Origin of the sequence: Actinomadura sp. SCN-SB, assembly GCF_043906805.1 — a bacterium.
Taxonomy (GTDB): Bacteria; Actinomycetota; Actinomycetes; order Streptosporangiales; family Streptosporangiaceae; genus Spirillospora.
In genome coordinates this window covers 1-18,978 of sequence record NZ_JBIMPP010000049.1, presented here as the reverse complement: position 1 = coordinate 18,978, position 18,978 = coordinate 1, and the positions used below count along the sequence as shown (strand labels likewise).

Here is an 18,978-nt window from a genome sequence, read left to right as displayed (position 1 = left end):
GTAAATCGTGTATCGGTAGTCGCAAGAGGGGGGTTCCACCCATTTACGTACCCTCACCCTTTCCCTGCCGCCACAGTGTTATTGCGAACGCAACGTGGGCGCGGTGGCACACAGCGTGGCGTGGTGCCTGACCATCACCCGAAACCACCCGATGACCTGCGACTCAAGCGTTGATGGGCGTTCCGGCGCACCCCGCAGTCCCGCGATGACTCTTGCGTCACATTGAGTGACCGGACGGCGCCGGGCCAGGGGTGGCGGAACGCCACGGCGGGGTCACGGGCGGCGGGCGGAGCGGCCCGGGACGGTCAGGCCAGACCGGCGCGGTCCAGGATGTAGGCGGTCAGAGGCGCGTAGTGGGGCGGCGCCACGCCGTCGTCCAACGGGACCACCACATCGATCTTGCCTTCGGCGGCGCCGACGAACAGCGCGGGATCGTTACAGTCAGCGAACCCCACGGTGTCGATGCCCGCCTCCCCGGCGGCGCCGGCCCAGCCATGGTCCGCGATGGCCAGATCCGGCCAATCGCCTGATTCGGCTGCGAGCTCGGCCAGCATCGCCTCCATCGGGAACGGGTCGTGGGTGTGATGGGTGCGCCCCGACCGTCCCTCCAGCATCGCCACGCCGCCGGGCGAGTAGACGATCCGCCGGGTCTTGGCGATCCCGTAGGCGGTCTCGGCCTCGTACGACCAGCCGGCGGCGGGCGTGGGGATGCGGCAGCCCGCCTCCCGCAGGGCATGGGCGACCGCCTCGTAGACCGGGCTCAGGGTGGCCGGGTGCCCGGTCGCCAGGACCACGGTCTCGCACCGCCGCGCGGCCTCCCCGATCCGCTCGCCCATGGCCTCCAGGGCGTCGATGGTCAGGTCGGGGTCGATGGTGTCGTCGCCGTAGACGTGCCTGGGGTCGGGGTTGACGCCGCAGCGCTCCACCATGACCTCCAGGACGTCCCGTTCCGTCCAGGTGGGCTTGAGGTCGAGCCCGAACATGTAGTAGGGGTTGCGCGCCGCCATCCGCCGGTAGTGCAGCAGGTTGTTCTGGCGCGGCGTCGCCACGTCACCGGCGATCATCGTGCGGACCAGGTGCCGGCGCAGCTCGGCCCGGCTCGGCGCGCTGGACGGCGCGCTGGACGGTGTGGTGGACGCCATCAGCCGTCCGTCATGGGGTCGAGGCCGTGCTCGGGGAACACCGCGCGCCGGGTCGCCAGCACCGCCTGGTCGAGCGGGCTCGCGGGGTCGATGCCGTCCGCCCAGGCCGCCACCGGCACCTCGGCCGTGCCGTCGGTCATCCGGCGCGGCGCGATCTCCTCGGTGCGTTCGCGTACGAACTCGCGCCAGGGATCGGGCGTGGCGGTCTCCGGGTCGATGGGACCGCCCGCGGCCTCGGCGAGCAGGTGCGTCCAGGCCCTCGGCACCACCTGGACCAGCTCGTATCCGCCGCCGCCCGTCACCAGCCACCGCCCGCCGGCCAGCCGGTGCGCCAGCCGGTGCAGCCTCGCGTACGCCGTGCGCTGGCCGTCCACGCTGAGGGTCAGGTGGGCGAGCGGGTCCAGGGAGTGGCTGTCGCAGCCGTGCTGGGTGACCAGGATCTCCGGCCGGAACGCCTCCAGCAGCGGCGGCACGATCGCGTCGAACGCGCGCAGCCACTGGCCGTCGCCGGTGCCGGGCGGGAGCGCGACGTTCACCGCGGTGCCCTCGGCTCCCGGCCCGCCGGCCTCGCCGGGGAACCCCGTGCCGGGGAACAGCGTCCGCGGCGACTCGTGCAGGCTGATCGTCAGCACCCGCGGATCGTCGTAGAACGCCGCCTGGACGCCGTCGCCGTGGTGGACGTCGACGTCCACGTACGCGACCCGCTCGGCCCCGTTGTCCAGCAGCCAGGCGATCGCGATCGCCGGGTCGTTGTAGACGCAGAACCCGCTGGCCGCGTCGGCGAGGGCGTGGTGCAGGCCGCCGGCGATGTTCGCGGCGTGCTCGGACCCGCCGGTCCACACGGCGCGGGCGGCCGCGACCGATGCCCCGGCGACCAGCGCGGACGCGTCGTGCATGCCCAGGAACACCGGGTTGTCGGTGCTGCCGATGCCATGCCGCGGATCGGGCAGGCCGGTCTCGCCGCAGCGCTTGACGGCCGCGATGTAGCCCTCGTCGTGGACGAGCCCGAGCAGCTTGTCGTCGGCCGTCTCGAACGGGACGACCCGGACGTTCGGCCGGTCGAGCAGGCCGAACTCGCGGGCCAGCGCCATGGTCAGCTCGACCCGGACGGGGTTGAGGGGGTGGCCGGAGCCGAAGTCGTAGGTGATGAGCCGGTCGTCCCACAGGACCTCCAGCCCGCAACCGGCCGGGGTTTCCTGGGACGGGGTGCCGCTCATGGGCACACGCTACCGTCACCTGCCCGAAACCTGCCGCGTGGCCTGGGTCACAGTGATGCGACCGCCCAGGCGCACAAAGCCGTTGCCGAGTGAACTATCAGCGAAAAACGGGCATAGAGGTAACACGCCGGAAACGGGGGGATGGGGGCGATATGGAACCGGAGAGCGCCTGCGAACGCGCCCCGAGCCTCCGCAGCCTGGCGGTGACGGGGGCGATCCGGTTCGGAGCGCGGCCCTTCGTCCACCACGTGCCCGGATACGCGATCGGCATCCGCACCGCCCGTTCCACCATGGACCTGGCGGCCCGGCTGATGCCGCCGACCCTGGGGGTCCGGGTCCGCTCGGTGGACGAGCCCGAGGCCGGCGGACGGCCCGCGATCCACGGCGAATGGATCATCGCCCGGCACGCCGGGAAGAACGGGAGGCCGCCCGCCGGAGCCGTCCTCTACCTGCACGGCGGCGGCTACGTGGTCTGCTCGCCCCGCACGCACCGGCCGATCACGTGCAGGCTGGCGCAGGGCACCGGCCTCCCGGTCTTCGCGCCGCGCTACCGGCTGGCGCCCGAGCACCCCTTCCCGGCCGCGCTGGAGGACGCCCTGGCCGCGTACCACTGGCTGATGGACCAGGGCATCCCCGCGGACGGCATCGTCATCGCGGGCGACTCCGCGGGCGGGCACCTGGCCGCGTCGCTGACCGGCGAGATCTGCCGGACGGGCCTGCCACGCCCCGCCGGGACGGTCCTGTACTCCCCCTGGGTCGATCTGACCTGCGAACTGGCCAGCCGAGCGCAGCGGCTCGCGCGGGACCCGTACATCAGCCCCCACTCGGCGCGGCGCGTGGCCCGGCTCGTCGTCGGCCAGGCGGACGCGGACGACCCCCGCCTGGCGCTGCTGAACTGCTCCTGGACGGACACGCCCCCGTTCCTGATCCAGGTGGGCGGGGCGGAGGTGCTCAAGTCCGAGGCGGAGGCCCTCGCCGAGGCGCTGGACGCGGCGGGCTGCGACTGCCGGCTCCAGGTGTGGAAGGGCCAGATGCACGTCTTCCAGATGTTCCACCGCGTCCTGCCCGAGGCGAGCGCGGCGATGGACGAGACGTCCGCCTTCGTCCGCTCCCTCGTCCGGGGCGCGCGGGACGCGGAGAGCGAGGCGGCCTGAGCCTGAGGCGCTTCCGCGGGGTCGCCGGGCGGACGGCCGCGGCCCCGCGGAAGCCCCTCGCCAGGCGCCGAGGGACGATCATCGGGTACGGGACGGTCACTCGGCACGGAGCGCGATCACCGGGTCCAGGCGTCCCGCCCGGCGGGCCGGCATGACGCCGAAGAACACCCCGACCGCCGCGGAGACCACGAACGCCAGCACCGGAGACCACCAGGTGATCGTGGCCGGCACCGGCGACAGCGCCGAGATCAGCGCCGACGCGCCCGCGCCGAGCGCGATCCCGGCCAGGCCGCCCAGCGTCGTCAGCATCACCGCCTCCGCCAGGAACTGGGCGAGGATGTCCCGCTGGCGGGCGCCCAGGGCCTTGCGCAGCCCGATCTCGCGGGTCCGCTCGCGCACCCCCACCAGCATGATGTTGGACACCCCGACCCCGCCCACCAGCAGCGAGATCGCGGCGATGGCGGCCAGCACCCCGGTGAGCGCGCTCAGCACGGTGCCGATGGTGCCGAGCAACTGGGTCTGGGTGATCGCCGTGAAGCGCTCGCCCTGGTAGCGGGTCTGGAGCGCGTCCACGATCTCGCGCTGCAACCGCGGGATCGCCTCGCTGGACGGGGCGCGGACGGCCAGCACGTCGATCCTGGTGACGCCGAACAGCCGCTGGGCCGTGGTCACCGGGATGTGCACCTCCGCGTCCCTGGCCTGCCCGAAGGTCTGCCCGACCTCCTCCAGCACCCCGACCACCCGGAACCGGGCGCCGCCCGCGATGGTGACCTGCCGCCCGATCGGGTCCACGTCCCCGAACAGCCGCCGCGCGACCGTGGATCCGAGCACCACCACCCGGCGCCGCGTGTCGACGTCGGTCTCGCTGAGGTACCGTCCGCGGCGCAACGGGCGGTCGAACACGTTCCGCAGGTTCTGGTTGGCGCCCATGATGCCGGCGTACGTCTCCTCCCGGCCCGCCCGCACCGTCTCCCCGGAGCTGACGGCCGCGGCCACGCGGCTCTCGTCCCCCACGACCCGGCCGAGGTAGGCGACGTCGTCCAGCCGCATCCGGCTGATGGACGGCGGCGAGCCGACACCGATCTGCCCCGGCGCCACGAAGATGATGTTGGAGCCGAGCCCCTCGATCTCGCTCTCGACCAGGTCGCGCGCCCCGGACCCGATCGCGACCAGCACCACCACGGCCGCGACCCCGATCACCACGCCGAACATGGTCAGCGCGCTGCGCAGCCGGTTGACCCGCAGCGCCTCCAGCGCCACCCGCAGCGACTCGCCGACCCTCATGCGGACTCGTCGCGTTCGATGAGGCCGTCGCGGATGTGGACGCGGCGGCGGGCCCGCTCCGCGACGTCCGGCTCGTGCGTGACCAGGACGACGGCCACGCCCCGCTCCCGGTTGAGCCGTTCGAGCAGGTCCATGACCTCGTGCCCGGTGCGGGTGTCGAGGTTGCCCGTGGGCTCGTCCGCCAGCACCACCCGCGGGGCGCCGACCAGCGCCCGCGCGATCGCCACCCGCTGCTGCTCGCCGCCCGACATCTGGCCGGGACGGTGCCCGACGCGGTGCCCCAGCCCGACCGAGGTGAGGGCGTCGACGGCCCGGCGCCTGCGCTCGGCCCGGGGCACGCCCCGGTAGACCAGGGGCAGCGCCACGTTCTCCCGCGCGGTCGTCCTGGGCAGCAGGTGGAACGACTGGAACACGAACCCGATCAGGGAGTTGCGCAGCTCCGCCAGCTCGTTGCCCGACAGCCGCGCCACGTCCCGGCCGCCGATCCGCAGCGTGCCGGAGGTGGGCCGGTCCAGGCAGCCCAGCAGGTGCATGAGCGTGGACTTGCCCGACCCGGACGGCCCCACGATCGCCACGAACTCGCCCTCGTCGATCCGCAGGCTCACGCCGCGCAGCGCCTGCACCTCGACGCCCTCCATGGTGTACGCGCGGGTGACGTCCACCGCCTCCAGGGCCGGTTCGGTCACGGCGCCAGTTCCTGGCCCTGCCGGACGGAGTCCGCGCCGCGCACGACGATCCGCTCCCCCTCGCGCAGGCCCCGGACGACCTCGACCGTGGTGTCCCCCTGCGCGCCCAGGCCGACCACGCGGCGCTGTGCCCGTCCCCCGGCGACGACCCACACGATCGACTCCCGGCCGCTGCTGACGATCGCCGACGACGGCACGGACAGCACGCCGCGCCGCTCGTGGACGCGCAGGTTCACCACCGCGCTCATGCCCGGCTTGGGACGCGGCGCGGCCCCTCCGCCGGACAGGGTCCCGTTGCCGAGGGACAGCGTGACCTTGTAGCTGACGCCGCCGCCCGTGGCCTCCGAGGGCGTGGCCCCTACCCCGGTCACCTCCGCCGTGTACGTGCCGCCCTGGACCGCGTCGAACTCCACGTCCGCGCGCACGCCCTCGGTGACCCGCAGCACGTCGGTCTCGTCCACGTCCGCCGTGAGAGACAGCCTCGACACGTCGGTGACCGTGACCACCGCGTCCCCTGCCGAGATGGGCGCGCCCGTTGCGATCGAGGCGGCGTCCTTGGCAGCCCCGCCGCCGAGCGCCGCGCCTCCGGGGAGGGATGCGGCACCGCCGGGAAGGCCCTGCGGGAGCTGGTCCAGCATGCCGCCGAGCCCGCCCGCGCCCGACGCGGGCCCGCCCAGGCCCACCACGCCGTCGAACGGCGCCTTGATCGTCAGCGCCCGCACGGTCCGCTCGGCGGACCGCACCGCCGCGCGGGTCTGCACCCGCTGCGCCGCCGTGATGGACGAGACCGCCTGCCCCACGCTGCCGAGCCCGGCGTTGAGCCGCGCCACCGCCTCACGGGCGGCCCGCGACGCCGCCCGGTACTCGCCCTCCGCCTTGGTGATCCCGGCGAGGACGCTCGCCCGCCGCCCCGGGTCGGGGATCTGCGCGGCCACCTTCCTGGCCTCCGCGAACCCGTCCCGCGCCGTACGGTCGGTCCCGCGCTGGAACGCGGTCAGGTCGAGGCCCGCCGGGACGGCCGCACCGCTTCCGGCGACCGAGCCGTCCGCCTCGCGGGCCCGCGCGAGCTGCTCCCGCGCGGACGGCGAGTCGATCGTCGCGAGAACCTCGCCCTTCTCGACCTCGTCGCCGTCCGCCACGTACAGCCGTTTGATCGTGCCCTCGGCCGGTGCCCGCAGCGTCGCGGTCGCGCGGGCGGCCACCTTCGCGGGCGCCTCGACCAGCTCGGTCACGTCGGCGCGCGACGCCCGCCCGATCTGGACGCGGTCCTCGCCGGAGTCCCCGCCCGAGCAGGCGCTGAGCTGCCCGGCCAGCAGGAGGGCGAGGACGAGGAGAGACGCGGGAGGAAGGGACCGCCGGGAAGCCACGAGGGCATCGTAAGAGCGACCTTACTGTCGCGTCAGTATTTATCCGGCATCGGCTGACCGTCCCGGGGGGGTCGCTCAGACGGTCGCGGTCTCGCTCGGCTCGCCCGGCGCGCGGCCGGGCGAACGCCGCCCCCCGGTCAGGAAGCCGATCAGCGCGGCGGCGGCCGCCACGCCCTCCCCGATCAGCGCGATCGTCTTCTCCTGGTACCAGGACGGGTCGTACATGTCCGGGAACGGGCCGACCGAACCCACGTCCAGGAAGTAGTACAGGAACATCGCGCCGAGCACGCTCACCGCGACCAGGAACGCCACCGCGTAGGTCCACCGCCGGGCCAGCGCCAGGATCAGCAGCGCCGCCAGCGCCGCCACCACCGCCTGCACGCGGAAGAGAGTGTCGCCGCCGATGCTCCCGCCCTCGACGAAGCCCATGTCCGGGGCGAAATCCCAATGAACATAGGCATCAACGGCCAGACCGGCGGCCACCAGCAGTCGCAGCAGTATTCCCATGCCCCTTACACGTACAGCACTTTCGTGGTGGGTCAAACAACAATGTGTGACATATCCCGCGAAAAGGACCAGCAGCCGGTCCCCCGGCCAGCCGCGGCCGGCCGTGGTCAGCCGTGGCGGCCGTGGTCAGCGTGCGGTCAGCCGCCGGCCAGCTCCCGGCCGCGGTTGCGCGCGGCCTCGATCGCCTCCAGGACGGCCGCGCGGACACCGTGCCGTTCCAGCTCGCGGATCGCCGAGATCGTCGTGCCGCCCGGCGAGGTCACCGCCTCCCGCAGCATCACCGGGTGCTCGCCGGAGTCGCGCAGCATCACCGCCGCGCCCACCGCCGACTGGATCACCATCTCCAGCGCCGCCGCCCGCGGCATCCCCAGCAGGATGCCCGCGTCCACCATCGCCTCGACCAGGTAGTAGAAGTACGCGGGCCCGCTGCCCGACAGGGCGGTCGCGCCGTCCTGGAGGCTTTCCGGCAGCCGCATCACCTTGCCGACCGGCGACAGCAGCTCCTCGGCCAGCTTGAGGTGCTCCTCGCCCGCGTGCGAGCCGGCCGAGATCACGCTCATCGCCTCGTCCACGTGCACCGGCGTGTTGGACATCACCCGCACCACCGGTACGCCCTCCGGCAGCCGCTCCTCGATGAACCCGGTCGTGATGCCCGCCGCCATCGAGATCACCAGCCGGCCCGGCTCCACGATGGGGCCCACCTCGTCCAGGAGCACCCCCATGTCCTGCGGCTTGACCGCCAGGACCAGCACGTCGGCGGCGGACGCGGCCTCCGCGTTGCGGACGATCTCGATGCCGTACCGCTCGCGCAGCAGCGCGCCGCGCTCCTCCCTGCGGACCGTGGCCATCAGCTCCGACGGCCGGCGGCCCGCCCGGAGCACCCCGGACAGCAGCGCCTCGCCCATCTTGCCGGCACCCAGAATCGCGATCATCGACGCACCTTGACACGGGAATTCCATTGACCGTTCCCAGCCTAGCGACCCTACGGAGCACCACCGGCCCGCGGACGCCCGCGGTGCCCGGCCCGTCAGGACCGTGCCATCAGGACCGCGACATCAGGGAGCGGAGAAAGAAGCGCAAATTCGCCGGGCGCTCGGCCAGGCGGCGCATGAAGTAGCCGTACCACTGGTCCCCGTACGCGACGTACACCCGCACCTGCGCGCCCTGGGACGCCAGCCGCCGCTGCTCCTGCGGGCGGATCCCGTAGAGCATCTGGTACTCGAAGGAACTCGGGTCACGGTCGAACAGGACGGCCAGCGCGCCCGCGATGTCCACCAGCCTCGGGTCGTGCGTGGCCAGCATCGGGTAGCCCTTGCCGCCCATCAGCACCTTCATGCACCGCACGTACGACTTGTCGACCTCGGCCTTGTCGGTGAACGCGACATCGTCAGGCGCCCCGTAGGCCCCCTTGCACAGCCGCACCCGCGAGCCCTCGTAGGCCAGCTCGGCGCAGTGCTCCTCCGCGCGCCGCAGGTACGCCTGGACGACCCCGCCCGTGTCCGGGAAGTCGCGCCGCAGCTCCATCAGGATCCGCAGGGTCGAGTCGACGTGCTCGTAATCCTCCATGTCGAGCGTGACCGTGGTCCCCGCGGACCGGGCGGCGGTGCAGACGCGGCGGGCGTTCTCCAGCGCGACGTCCTCGTCGAACGCCTGCCCGATCGCGGTCAGCTTGAGCGACACCTCGGCCTGCTGGGCCAGGCCCGTCGAGGCCAGCCGTTCCAGCAGCTCCACGTAGTGGTCGACCATCGCGCGGGCCTGCCCGGCGTCGCAAGCGAACTCGCCCAGCACGTCCAGCGTGACCAGCAGGCCCTCGCGGGTCAGGTCTCCGGCGACGTCCAAGGCCTGGTCCATGGTCTCGCCCGGGATGAAACGGCGCACCATGTCACGGGTCATCGGCGAGGTCTCCACGAGCGTGCGCACGCGGTCGCTGCGCGACGCGGCCAGCAGGACCTGACGAAGCACTGTCCATCCCTTCTCCGGACGGATCGGCGGCCGTCCCGCCATCCTCAGGTTAATAGCCTGGAGAAGGAGCCTGAATCGCGGCGGACCTCACGAGACGGTGCCGACGCGGTTCGCGCCACCGTACTGCTGGACGTACTTGTCGACCTCCGCCTGGCGCACCGCCTGGAACAGCAGCTGCGACTTCGCCTTGTCCAGCAGCACCACGCTCTGGCTGCCGCGCTGGCCGGTGCCGGTGTAGGGCGCGGTGAGGAACGTGACGTCGCCCGGACCCACGCCGCGCAGGCTGAGCGCCAGGGAGCGCAGCTTGCCCGCCGACACCGAGTCGTCCACGCTGATCGACTTGGTCATCGCCGACAGGAACCGGTCCAGCTTCAGCGGGTTGGTGATCGTGCCGCCCTCCGCGGCCTTGGACGCCAGCGCCCGCAGGAACGCCTGTTGCCGCTTGATCCGGTCGAAGTCGCCGTTGGGCAGGCCGTACCGCTGCCGGACGAACAGCAGCGCCTGCTCCCCGTCCAGCCGCTGCCTGCCCGCCTCCCAGCGCACCTTGTTGGCCGAGTCGTAGCTGCCGCGGTCGATGGTCACCTCGACGCCGCCGAGCGCGTCGGTCATCGCCTTGAACCCGCTGAAGTCGATCGCGCCGAAGTGGTCGATGCGGATCCCGGTCAGGTTCTCCACCGTCTCGATCAGTAACGGCGGACCGCCGAACGAGAACGCCGCGTTGATCTTCTGCGGGCCGTACCCGGGGATCTGCACCCAGGAGTCACGCGGGAACGAGATCACGTACGCCTTCTTGCGGTCGGCCGGCAGGTGCAGCAGCATCAGCGTGTCCGACCGCTGCGCGCCCGGCTTCCAGAGCCGGCCGCCGCCCTCGCCGGTGGTGCCCACCTCGGCGCGGGTGTCGGAGCCGACCAGCAGCCAGTTCTCGGTGCCGGTGACGTTCGGGCCCGGACGCTTCTTCCCGGTCGGCATCACGCCGGGGAGCCGGTCGATGTTGCCGTTGTAGGACGACTGGCGCTGCCAGATGAGGCCGCCGGTGCCGAGAGCGATCAGCAGGATGAACACCCCGACCGCGGCCAGTACCCGCGGCCAGCGGCGCTTGCGCGGCGTCCCTGGCAGGCCGTCCTGCCCGGGGCCGCCGGGACCGCCGGAACCACCTGGCCCGCCCGGCCCGCCGGGGCCGTCGGGCAGGAGGGAACCGAGCCCCGAGGGGGCAGGGCCACCGGAGCCGGGAACGGCGGGGCCCCCGGTCGAACGCGGCCGGGAACCCGGGTGCTCAACGGGATTCATGAAGCGCGAGATTAGCAGCAGTTCCCAGGGTCATTTAGATCTTGGGGAGGCTGTGGAAAACTCCGCTCCGCTTCGGGGAAACCGCGGTCAATCCGTCCTCCTTCGCAGCGTCGCGGCGCCCAAAAGCAGGGCCAGGAGCATGCAGACGGTGATGACCACCACATCGCGGGTCAGTTCGGACGAGAAGTGGGGCTCCCGCGTCACCCGCTGCATCGCGTCCACCGCGTACGACAGGGGCAGCACGTTCGAGATCGCCTCAAGCCAGCCCGCCATCCGTTCGCGCGGGACGAGCAACCCGCACAGCAGCGTCTGTGGCAGCACGAACGCGGGCATGAACTGCACCGCCTGGAATTCGGTACGGGCGAACGCGCTGGCGAACAGGCCCAGCGCCATCCCCAGCAGGGCGCTCAGCACCGCCACCAGCACCAGCGACCACACCGCGCCGGCCAGGTCGAGGCCCAGCCAGGTCAGCGAGATGCCCAGCACCACCCCGACCTGCACGAGCGTGATCAGGCCGAACGCCAGGGCGTAGCCGAGCAGCAGGTCGAGCCTGCCGGTCGGCATCGTCATCAGCCGTTCCAGCGTGCCGCCGGTGCGTTCGCGCAGCGTTCCCACGCTGGTCACGATGAACATGACCACGAACGGGAACAGCCCCAGCAGCATTGGCCCGATCCGGTCAAAGGCTCCGGGAGTGTCGAAGACATAGCGCAGCAGGATCATCAGCAGCGACGGGACGCCGACCATGAGGCCGATCGTCCGGTGGTCATGGCGGAGCTGGCCCAGGATCCGGCGCATCGTGGCCAGGGTGATCGTGATGCTCATCGGTGGCTCCCCGCGTGCTCGGCGATCAGGTGCAGGAACGCGGCCTCCAGGTCGGCGGTGGAGGTGCGGGTGCGCAGCCCGTCGGGGGTGCCGTCGGCGAGGATGTGCCCCTCGCGCATGAGCAGCAGCCGGTCGGTGCGCCCCGCCTCGTCCATGACGTGGCTGGAGACGACCAGCGTCACGCCGCGGTCGGCCAGGCCGCGGAACAGCGTCCACAGCTCCTGGCGCAGCACCGGGTCGAGGCCCACTGTCGGCTCGTCGAGGACGAGCAGCTCGGGGCTGCCGAGCAGGGCGACCGCCAGGTTGGCGCGGCTGAGCTGGCCGCCCGACAGCGTCCCCGCGACCTGGTCGCGCTGGCCGCCGAGCCCGACCTCGTCGATGACCCGGTCGACGTCGGAGCGGGGGGCGCCCAGGACGGCGGCGAAGTAGCGCAGGTTCTCGCGTACGGACAGGTCCAGGTAGACGGCGGGGGTCTGGGTCGAGTACCCGACGCGGCGGCGCAGGCCCTTGGACCCGGCGGGCTCGCCGAGCACGGTCACCTCGCCGCCCTTGACGATCTGCACGCCCACGAGCGCCCGCATCAGCGTGGTCTTGCCGCAGCCGCTCGGGCCGAGCAGCCCCACGACCGAGCCGCGCGGCACGTCGAACGTGAGCCCGTGCAGGACTTCCTTGCCGCCCCGGATCACCCGCAGATCGCGCACGATCACCGCGGGCCCGGAGGCGGCCTTCGGACTAGAACTCATCATGTGTTGAATTTATGCCCGCACCAGGGCCCGGTCAAGGGGCCACAGAACATGACAAGGCAGGCGAACGGCGGCAGGCCCGTTGACCTGCCGCTCAAGGGAAGAAGACGTCAGGGAGCCAGGTGGAGCTGGAGCGCCGGGGCCAGCAGCTCGATCAGTTCGTCCTCGGTGGCCGAGGCGATCGGCTCCACCTTGATCACGTACCGCAGCAGCGCCACGCCGATCATCTGACCCACCGCCGCGTTGAGGCGCAGCAGCGGGATGCCGTGGATCTCCGCCGCCTTGGCGAACAGCGCAGAGCTGACGAACTGGCGCATCATCACCGCGATCTGATCGTTGGTCATCGCCGAACGCAGCATCGCGACGAGCGGGGCGCGCTTCTCCTCGTCGCGCCACACCTCCAGGAACACCCGGACCATGGCCTCGCCAAGCTTGTCCCTGGACGTCGCCAAAATCCTCGGCACCAGCTGGGACGGGTCGATCGGGAACCGCATGGCCTCGACGAACACGCCCTCCTTGTTGCCGTAGAAGTGGTGCACCAGGGCCGGATCCACACCGGCGGCACGGGCGATGGCGCGCAGCGACGCGCCGTCGTACCCCTTCTCGGCGAACAGGTCGCGGGCGGCCGCGATGATCGCGTCGCGGGTCTCCGTCGGCCCCGGGCGCCGTCCCGGGCCGCGCCCCGAGCGGCGCCCCGGTTCAGGCCCCTGCCGTTCCGGCTTCTGCGGTCGCTCGCGCCGCCGGGGCGGCCGTGCCGGCTCAGGCACCGCGGCTGCCCCCGGTGGTCACCGCAGGCTCCGCTGGGTGATCTCACCGGCGGGCGTGACCTCCCAGGTGCGGTGGGCGGCGGCCAGGTGGAGCCGGGCGAACGCCAGCGCCTCGGCCAGGTCCTCCATGCGCTGGGCGCGGCTCGCGGCGCGGCGCGTGTTGACCTCCAGGCAGATGTGGCCCCGGTAGCCGTCCTCGGCCAGCCGCTCCAGCATCGGGCCGCACGGCTGGCTGCCCCGTCCCGGCACCAGGTGCTCGTCCTTGTTGGTGATGCCGACGCCATCGGCCAGGTGGACGTGACGCAGGCGCCGCCCCAGCCCGTCCGCCATGGCGAGCGCGTCGGACCCCGACACCGCGGTGTGCGACAGGTCCAGCGTGACGTAGGGGTAGTCCTGATCGACCGGGTTCCAGTCGGGCAGGTACATGCCCGCCTCGGCGCCGCGCGCCTTCAGCGGGAACATGTTCTCCACGGCGAACAGGACGTCGGTCTCCTCCTGCATGCGGGCGAGCCCGTCGACGAACTCGCGGGCGTACTCGCGCTGCCAGCGGAACGGCGGATGCACCACGACGACCTCGGCCCCCAGCGCCTCCGCGACCTCCTTGGATCGCACTAACTTCCCCCAGGGCTCCCGTCCCCACACCCGCTGGGTCAGCAGCAGGCAGGGCGAGTGGATCGACTTGATCGGCACCTGGTGGTAGTCCGACAGCCGGCGCAGCACGTTGAGGTCCTGTGAGGAGGCATCCGTCGAGACCATGACCTCGACGCCGTCATAGCCCAGCAGCGCGGCGATCTCGAAGGCGCTCGGCACCTTCTCCGGATAGACCGACGCGGTCGAGAGCGTGATCGGCGCGTCCGGTACCCGGATCGCCGGCGTGGCGGCTCCATTGTGCTGCGGGGTCAAGGCTCCCTCGCCTGGCTGGTCGCTGAGCAGTTCCCTGATGCTGTGCCCGCCGGGCCCGTCGGGCCCGTCGGCCCCCTGCCTCCCGGCGGTGCGCACGCACCGAAAGCCTATGCGCCCGCGTGGCCCTTCGGGCACCCGGCGGGCGGTGATCCTGATTTCTTAACGTCCGGAGTGACTACGGTGGTTTCCATGGCCGAGATCGCACCGGGGGCCGTGCCGAGCCCGAACATCTGGAACTCGCCCCGAGTGTACGAAATCGGCAACCGCGCCGTGGACCCCGACGGGACGCTCGACTCGGCGATGCGGGCGATCCGTCCGTGGACCGGCGCCACGGTGCTGGACGTCGGCTGCGGAACCGGCTTCCACCTGCCCGTCTTCGCCCGCGAGGCGGCCAAGGTGATCGGGGTGGAGCCGCACGGCGGGCTGGCGGCCGCGGCCCGCCGCCGGGTGCGCGATGTGCCGAACGTCACCGTCCGGGTGGGGGCCGCTCAGGCGCTGCCGCTCCCGGACGCCTCCGTGGACGTCGTCCACGCCCGCTGGGCGTACTTCTTCGGTCCCGGCTGCGAGCCCGGCCTGGCCGAGCTCGACCGGGTGACACGGCGCGGCGGCGCGATCTTCATCATCGACACCGACGCCACCCGCTCGACCTACGGCCGCTGGTTCCTGCGCTGGCTGCCGTCCTACGACCCCCGTGCCGTGGAGCGCTTCTGGACGCGGCGCGGCTACCAGCGCTCGCCCCTGACCTTCCGCTGGGCTTTCGAGAGCCGCGCCGACCTGGAGGCCGTCCTGCGCATCGACTTCCCGCCGGAGGTCGCCGAGGCCGCCCTGCGCGAGCACGATGGCCACGAGGTGGACTACGCGGTCAACCTCTGGTGGCGCTACACCTGAGCCTGAAAGACGACCTCGAAACGACGCCCCCCGAAATGACGGAGCCGCGCTCTACGCTTCCGCGCATGGGGACGGAGCGAGCCAAATGAGCCGGGCGAAGACCGCGAAGGCGTCCTACCGCTGTACGGAGTGCGGATGGCAGACGTCCAAGTGGGTCGGGCGTTGCGGGGAGTGCCAGACATGGGGGACGGTCGCCGAGGCCGGGACGGCGACGCCCGCGCGGGTCGTCACGGCGGGTCCGGTCAGCGCTCCGGCGCGGCCGATCGGCCAGGTGGACGTGCGGTCGGCGACCATGCGGGCCACCGGCCTGGACGAGCTGGACCGGGTCCTCGGCGGCGGCATGGTGCCCGGTGCCGTGCTGCTGCTGGCCGGGGAGCCGGGCATCGGGAAGTCCACCCTGCTCCTTGAGGTGGCGGCGCTGGCGTCCGCCCCCGGCGGGCAGGACGCCGCCGAGCGTTCGCCCGTCCTGTACGTGACGGGCGAGGAGTCGGCGGAACAGGTCCGCCTGCGGGCCGACCGGGTCGGGGCGATCACCGACGACCTGTACCTGGCCGCGGAGACCGAGCTGTCGGCGGTCCTCGGGCACATCGACGCGGTGGAGCCCTCGCTGGTGGTCGTGGACTCGATCCAGACGATCGGCACGTCCGAGGTGGACGGCGCGCCTGGCGGGGTGACGCAGATCCGCGAGGTCGCCGCCAACCTCATCCGGGTGGCCAAGGAGCGCGGCGTCACGGTGGTGCTGGTCGGCCATGTGACCAAGGAGGGCGCGATCGCCGGGCCGCGCCTGCTGGAGCATCTGGTGGACGTCGTCCTGTACTTCGAGGGCGACCGGCACAGCAGGCTGCGGATGATCCGCGCGGTGAAGAACCGGTACGGCCCCACCGACGAACTGGGCTGCTTCGACCTGTCGGAGGTGGGCATCGTCGGCCTCCCGGACCCCAGCGGGCTGTTCCTGACCCGCCGTGAGGAGCCCGTGCCGGGGACGTGCGTGACCGTGACCCTGGAGGGGCGGCGCCCGCTGGTCGCCGAGGTGCAGGCCCTCGTCGCCAAGTCGCACCTGCCCGCCCCGCGCCGCGCGTCGTCCGGCCTCGACACCTCGCGCGTGGCGATGGTGCTGGCCGTGCTGGCGCAGCGGTGCAAGATCTCCATGCACGAGAAGGACGTGTACGTCTCGACGGTCGGCGGCGTGCGGCTCTCGGAGACCTCCGTCGACCTGGCGCTGGCGCTGGCGGTCGCCGGATCGACGGTGGAGCAGTCGCTGTCGGGCAGCCTGATCGCGGTGGGCGAGGTCGGCCTTGCCGGGGAGGTCCGGGTCGTCCCCGGCGTGCAGCGGCGGCTGGGCGAGGCGGCGCGGCTGGGGTTCAAGCACGCGGTCGTCCCGCGCGGATCGCTCGAACTGGGGGACGGGTCCCCCCTCAAGCGCGCGGACCCGCAACTGATGAGCTATGAAGGGATGAAAGTGATGGAAGTGGACAGCCTCACGCAGGCGCTACAGGTCGCCTTTACAGCGCCCTAACAGGCGTCACGGCAGGCTACAGGCGCCACACCCTTCACGCTTAGGGCCAGGTGAGGACTCCCTGACGAGGTGTCCTCGATAAACTGACGCCGTCCAGCGACCTCCCGGGGGCCAGGTGCCAGTACCAGACAAGGGTCATGACGAACGACGCCGCGCCACACTCGCCGCGGTGGCGCCGGGCACGCCCATCCGCGACGGGCTGGAGCGAATCCTGCGGGGCCACACCGGCGGGCTGATCGTGCTGGGGTACGACAAGCTCGTCGAGGAGCTGTGCACCGGCGGCTTCGAGCTCGACGTGGAGTTCTCCGCGACACGGCTGCGCGAGCTGGCCAAGATGGACGGCGCGATCGTGCTCGACGACTCGCACTCACGGATCGTGCGGGCCGCGGTGCACCTGGTGCCCGACTCGACGATCCCCACCGAGGAGTCCGGCACCCGGCACCGCACCGCCGAGCGGGTGGCCAGGCAGACCGGCTACCCGGTCATCTCGGTCAGCCAGTCGATGCACATCATCGCGCTCTACCTGGACGGCATCCGCTACGTCCTGGAGGACTCGGCGGCGATCCTGTCCAAGGCCAACCAGGCCCTGGCCACGCTCGAACGCTACAAGCTGCGGCTCGACGAGGTGTCCGGGACGCTGTCCGCCCTGGAGATCGAGGACCTGGTCACCGTCCGGGACGTCAGCGCCGTCGTGCAGCGCCTGGAGATGGTGCGCCGGATCGCCGACGAGATCGAGGGCTATGTGGTCGAGCTGGGCACCGACGGCCGGCTGCTGTCCCTGCAACTGGACGAGCTGGTCTCGGGCGTGGACGTGGACCGCGAGCTGATCGTCCGCGACTACCCGTCCCGGGAGGCCCGTGACCGCGGCTTCGACGCCATCCTGGAGGACCTGGACGGGCTGTCGGCCAACGAGCTGCTGGACCTGTCCACGGTCGCCGAGGTGATGGGCTTCACCGGCCCGGACGCGCTCGACCTGCCGGTCAGCCCCAAGGGCTACCGGCTGCTGGCCAAGGTCCCGCGGCTGCCGAGCCTGGTGGTGGAACGGCTGGTGGAGCACTTCGGGGGGCTGCAGAAGCTGCTGGCCGCCAGCATCGACGACCTCCAGGCCGTCGGCGGGGTCGGCGAGGCGCGGGCCCGCAGCGTCCGCGAGGGACTGTCCCGGCTCGCGGAGTCCTCCATCTTGGAGCGTTACGTCTAGGCGGGTTCCCGCCCCAGCGCCCGTCGGGCGGACCTTTACTCGCGTGCCCAAATCACGGTCCGGTACGGACCGCCGCACCCCTCCGCCCCGCATCTCTAACGGTCAGGTTGTGACCTGTGTCGCCTGACACAAACCCTTCGACGGGTGTGACCGGTGTGGCGCGGCTGCCCTCCGGGCCGTGCCAGAATGGCCGCGCATCATGAGCACTTCGCACACCGAGCCGGTCATAGAGCCGATCATCGACTGGTACGAGACGCACGCCCGGGACCTTCCCTGGCGGGCGGCGTCGGCCACCCCGTGGGGCGTCCTGGTCAGCGAGATCATGCTCCAGCAGACCCCCGTCGCCCGCGTCCTCCCGGTCTGGGGCGAGTGGATGCGGCGCTGGCCCACGCCCGCGGCGCTCGCCGCCGAGCCGTCCGGTGAGGCGGTACGGGCGTGGGGGCGGCTCGGCTACCCCCGCCGCGCGCTGCGCCTCCACGCGACCGCCACGGCGATCGTCGAACGGCACGGGGGCGAGGTCCCGTCCTCCCACGACGAGCTGCTGGCCCTGCCGGGCATCGGGACGTACACCGCCGCCGCCGTCGCCAGCTTCGCCTACCGGCAGCGGCACGCCGTCCTGGACACCAACGTCCGGCGCGTCCTGGCCCGCCTGTGCTCGGGTACGGAGCACCCGCCCAAGACCCAGAGCAGGGACGAGGTCCGCCTGGCCGAGTCGCTGCTGCCCCTGGACCCGCCCACCGCCGCCCGATGGTCGGTCGCCGTCATGGAGCTGGGCGCCCTGGTCTGCACGGCCCGCTCCCCGCGCTGCGTCGACTGCCCGGTCATCGCCCGCTGCGCATGGCAGGCGGCGGGACGGCCCGCGTACGACGGCCCGCCCCGCCGCGGCCAGACCTACGCGGGCACGGACCGCCAGTGCCGTGGCCGCCTCCTCGCCGTCCTCCGGGACGCGGAGGGCCCGGTCGAGAAGGCCGCGCTCGATGTCGTCTGGTCGGAGGCGGTCCAGCGGGAACGGGCCCTCGACGCCCTGATCGCCGACGGTCTGGTCGATCCCCTGGACGACGGCCGGTACGCCCTCCCGGGGCACACCGCCTAGAGATCCGGGGTGAACTGCGCCCGCGCGGCCTGCGTCGCCGCCGCGATCTCCTCCGGGGCCGCCGAGCCCGACACCACCTCGCCCCAGGCGTCGATGACCTTCGCGGAGTAGCGCTGGACGTCCAGGGAGCCCTCCCAGGCCGCCGGGTCCTCGACGCCCTCTCCGGCCAGGTACAGCCCCAGGCCGAGGAACGCCACGTCCCAGCCCAGCCCCGCGAACAGCGCGCCGGCGGTGCCGCCCGCGAACTCCAGCGGGACGGAGTGGTTCAGGGTGAGCGCCGTGCCGGAGCCGCCGGTGGGCCGGACGCGAAAGGGCCCGCCCCCCGGAGGGGACGGGCCCTGTTCAGCCGGTCGGTCCTTGTCGAACCGGTCAGTCCTTGTTGAAGTTGACCGCGCCCTCGATCGGGGGCGGGCTGTCGGGGACCGTGGACGGCTTCGGCACA

The 18,978-nt window shown here is 72.5% G+C and carries 18 protein-coding genes and 1 pseudogene; 5 read left to right on the top strand and 14 right to left on the bottom strand.

Translation table 11 applies throughout. From position 1 onward, the window contains the following. Positions 1 to 305: 305 nt before the first annotated feature. Entirely contained in the window at positions 306 to 1,142 is an 837-nt protein-coding gene (locus ACGWYJ_RS26885) for a phosphatase (protein WP_395109105.1), read from the bottom strand. Beyond that, positions 1,142 to 2,359, bottom strand: coding sequence for an acetoin utilization protein AcuC (locus ACGWYJ_RS26880; RefSeq protein ID WP_395109104.1), 1,218 nt, complete (start codon positions 2,357 to 2,359; stop codon positions 1,142 to 1,144). The genes ACGWYJ_RS26885 and ACGWYJ_RS26880 overlap by 1 nt, the downstream gene beginning before the upstream one ends. Before the next feature lie 152 nt (positions 2,360 to 2,511). On the opposite strand from ACGWYJ_RS26880, the gene ACGWYJ_RS26875 reads away from it, so the two are divergent. Beyond that, complete coding sequence (locus ACGWYJ_RS26875; RefSeq protein WP_395109103.1) at positions 2,512 to 3,513, top strand: alpha/beta hydrolase; 1,002 nt, start codon at positions 2,512 to 2,514, stop codon at positions 3,511 to 3,513. 96 nt (positions 3,514 to 3,609) lie between these two features. On the opposite strand, the gene ACGWYJ_RS26870 is transcribed toward ACGWYJ_RS26875, so the two are convergent. From ACGWYJ_RS26870 to ACGWYJ_RS26820, 11 genes are all read right to left on the bottom strand, one after another. After that, positions 3,610 to 4,797 (bottom strand): ABC transporter permease, encoded by a 1,188-nt coding sequence (locus ACGWYJ_RS26870; RefSeq protein ID WP_395109102.1) that lies wholly within the window; start codon positions 4,795 to 4,797, stop codon positions 3,610 to 3,612. Next, positions 4,794 to 5,483, bottom strand: a complete 690-nt coding sequence (locus ACGWYJ_RS26865) for an ABC transporter ATP-binding protein (protein WP_395109101.1) — start codon at positions 5,481 to 5,483, stop codon at positions 4,794 to 4,796. Before ACGWYJ_RS26865 ends, ACGWYJ_RS26870 begins: the two co-directional genes overlap by 4 nt. Next, entirely contained in the window at positions 5,480 to 6,850 is a 1,371-nt protein-coding gene (locus tag ACGWYJ_RS26860) for an efflux RND transporter periplasmic adaptor subunit (protein WP_395109100.1), read from the bottom strand. Before ACGWYJ_RS26860 ends, ACGWYJ_RS26865 begins: the two co-directional genes overlap by 4 nt. A gap of 75 nt (positions 6,851 to 6,925) precedes the next feature. Continuing rightward, on the bottom strand, positions 6,926 to 7,357 hold the full coding sequence (locus ACGWYJ_RS26855) for a hypothetical protein (RefSeq protein WP_395109099.1): 432 nt from the start codon (positions 7,355 to 7,357) through the stop codon (positions 6,926 to 6,928). Positions 7,358 to 7,494: 137 nt separating this feature from the next. Further along, positions 7,495 to 8,289, bottom strand: a complete 795-nt coding sequence (gene proC / locus ACGWYJ_RS26850) for a pyrroline-5-carboxylate reductase (RefSeq protein ID WP_395109098.1) — start codon at positions 8,287 to 8,289, stop codon at positions 7,495 to 7,497. A 109-nt stretch (positions 8,290 to 8,398) separates the two neighbouring features. Next, the gene (locus ACGWYJ_RS26845; protein WP_395109096.1) at positions 8,399 to 9,319 is read right to left on the bottom strand and encodes a proline dehydrogenase family protein; all 921 of its coding nucleotides are present in this window, start codon (positions 9,317 to 9,319) and stop codon (positions 8,399 to 8,401) included. A gap of 87 nt (positions 9,320 to 9,406) precedes the next feature. Then, positions 9,407 to 10,606 carry an LCP family protein gene (locus ACGWYJ_RS26840; RefSeq protein WP_395109095.1) on the bottom strand — a complete coding sequence of 400 codons (1,200 nt, stop codon included), beginning with the start codon at positions 10,604 to 10,606 and terminating at the stop codon, positions 9,407 to 9,409. An 87-nt stretch (positions 10,607 to 10,693) separates the two neighbouring features. Continuing rightward, entirely contained in the window at positions 10,694 to 11,428 is a 735-nt protein-coding gene (locus ACGWYJ_RS26835) for an ABC transporter permease (RefSeq protein WP_395109094.1), read from the bottom strand. After that, positions 11,425 to 12,174, bottom strand: coding sequence for an ABC transporter ATP-binding protein (locus ACGWYJ_RS26830; RefSeq protein WP_395109093.1), 750 nt, complete (start codon positions 12,172 to 12,174; stop codon positions 11,425 to 11,427). Before ACGWYJ_RS26830 ends, ACGWYJ_RS26835 begins: the two co-directional genes overlap by 4 nt. Positions 12,175 to 12,281: 107 nt before the next feature. After that, the gene (locus ACGWYJ_RS26825) at positions 12,282 to 12,938 is read right to left on the bottom strand and encodes a TetR family transcriptional regulator (RefSeq protein ID WP_395109092.1); all 657 of its coding nucleotides are present in this window, start codon (positions 12,936 to 12,938) and stop codon (positions 12,282 to 12,284) included. An 18-nt stretch (positions 12,939 to 12,956) separates the two neighbouring features. Then, positions 12,957 to 13,841, bottom strand: a complete 885-nt coding sequence (locus ACGWYJ_RS26820) for a sugar phosphate isomerase/epimerase family protein (protein WP_395109151.1) — start codon at positions 13,839 to 13,841, stop codon at positions 12,957 to 12,959. Between the two features lie 189 nt (positions 13,842 to 14,030). Here ACGWYJ_RS26820 and ACGWYJ_RS26815 point away from each other — a divergent pair, with 189 nt between their 5' ends. The 4 genes from ACGWYJ_RS26815 to ACGWYJ_RS26800 all read left to right on the top strand — a co-directional run bounded on the left by ACGWYJ_RS26815 (position 14,031) and on the right by ACGWYJ_RS26800 (position 18,536). Next, entirely contained in the window at positions 14,031 to 14,729 is a 699-nt protein-coding gene (locus ACGWYJ_RS26815; RefSeq protein ID WP_285697513.1) for a class I SAM-dependent methyltransferase, read from the top strand. Positions 14,730 to 14,814: 85 nt separating this feature from the next. Beyond that, the gene (gene radA, locus ACGWYJ_RS26810) at positions 14,815 to 16,245 is read left to right on the top strand and encodes a DNA repair protein RadA (RefSeq protein WP_395109091.1); all 1,431 of its coding nucleotides are present in this window, start codon (positions 14,815 to 14,817) and stop codon (positions 16,243 to 16,245) included. A gap of 115 nt (positions 16,246 to 16,360) precedes the next feature. Next, the gene (gene disA / locus ACGWYJ_RS26805; protein ID WP_395109090.1) at positions 16,361 to 17,443 is read left to right on the top strand and encodes a DNA integrity scanning diadenylate cyclase DisA; all 1,083 of its coding nucleotides are present in this window, start codon (positions 16,361 to 16,363) and stop codon (positions 17,441 to 17,443) included. 199 nt (positions 17,444 to 17,642) lie between these two features. Further along, positions 17,643 to 18,536 (top strand): A/G-specific adenine glycosylase, encoded by an 894-nt coding sequence (locus ACGWYJ_RS26800; protein WP_395109089.1) that lies wholly within the window; start codon positions 17,643 to 17,645, stop codon positions 18,534 to 18,536. Here the strand turns inward: ACGWYJ_RS26800 and ACGWYJ_RS26795 are convergent. Then, positions 18,533 to 18,978: pseudogene (locus tag ACGWYJ_RS26795) on the bottom strand (hypothetical protein); the annotation flags it as partial. The gene ACGWYJ_RS26800 and the pseudogene ACGWYJ_RS26795 sit on opposite strands and share 4 nt — an antisense overlap.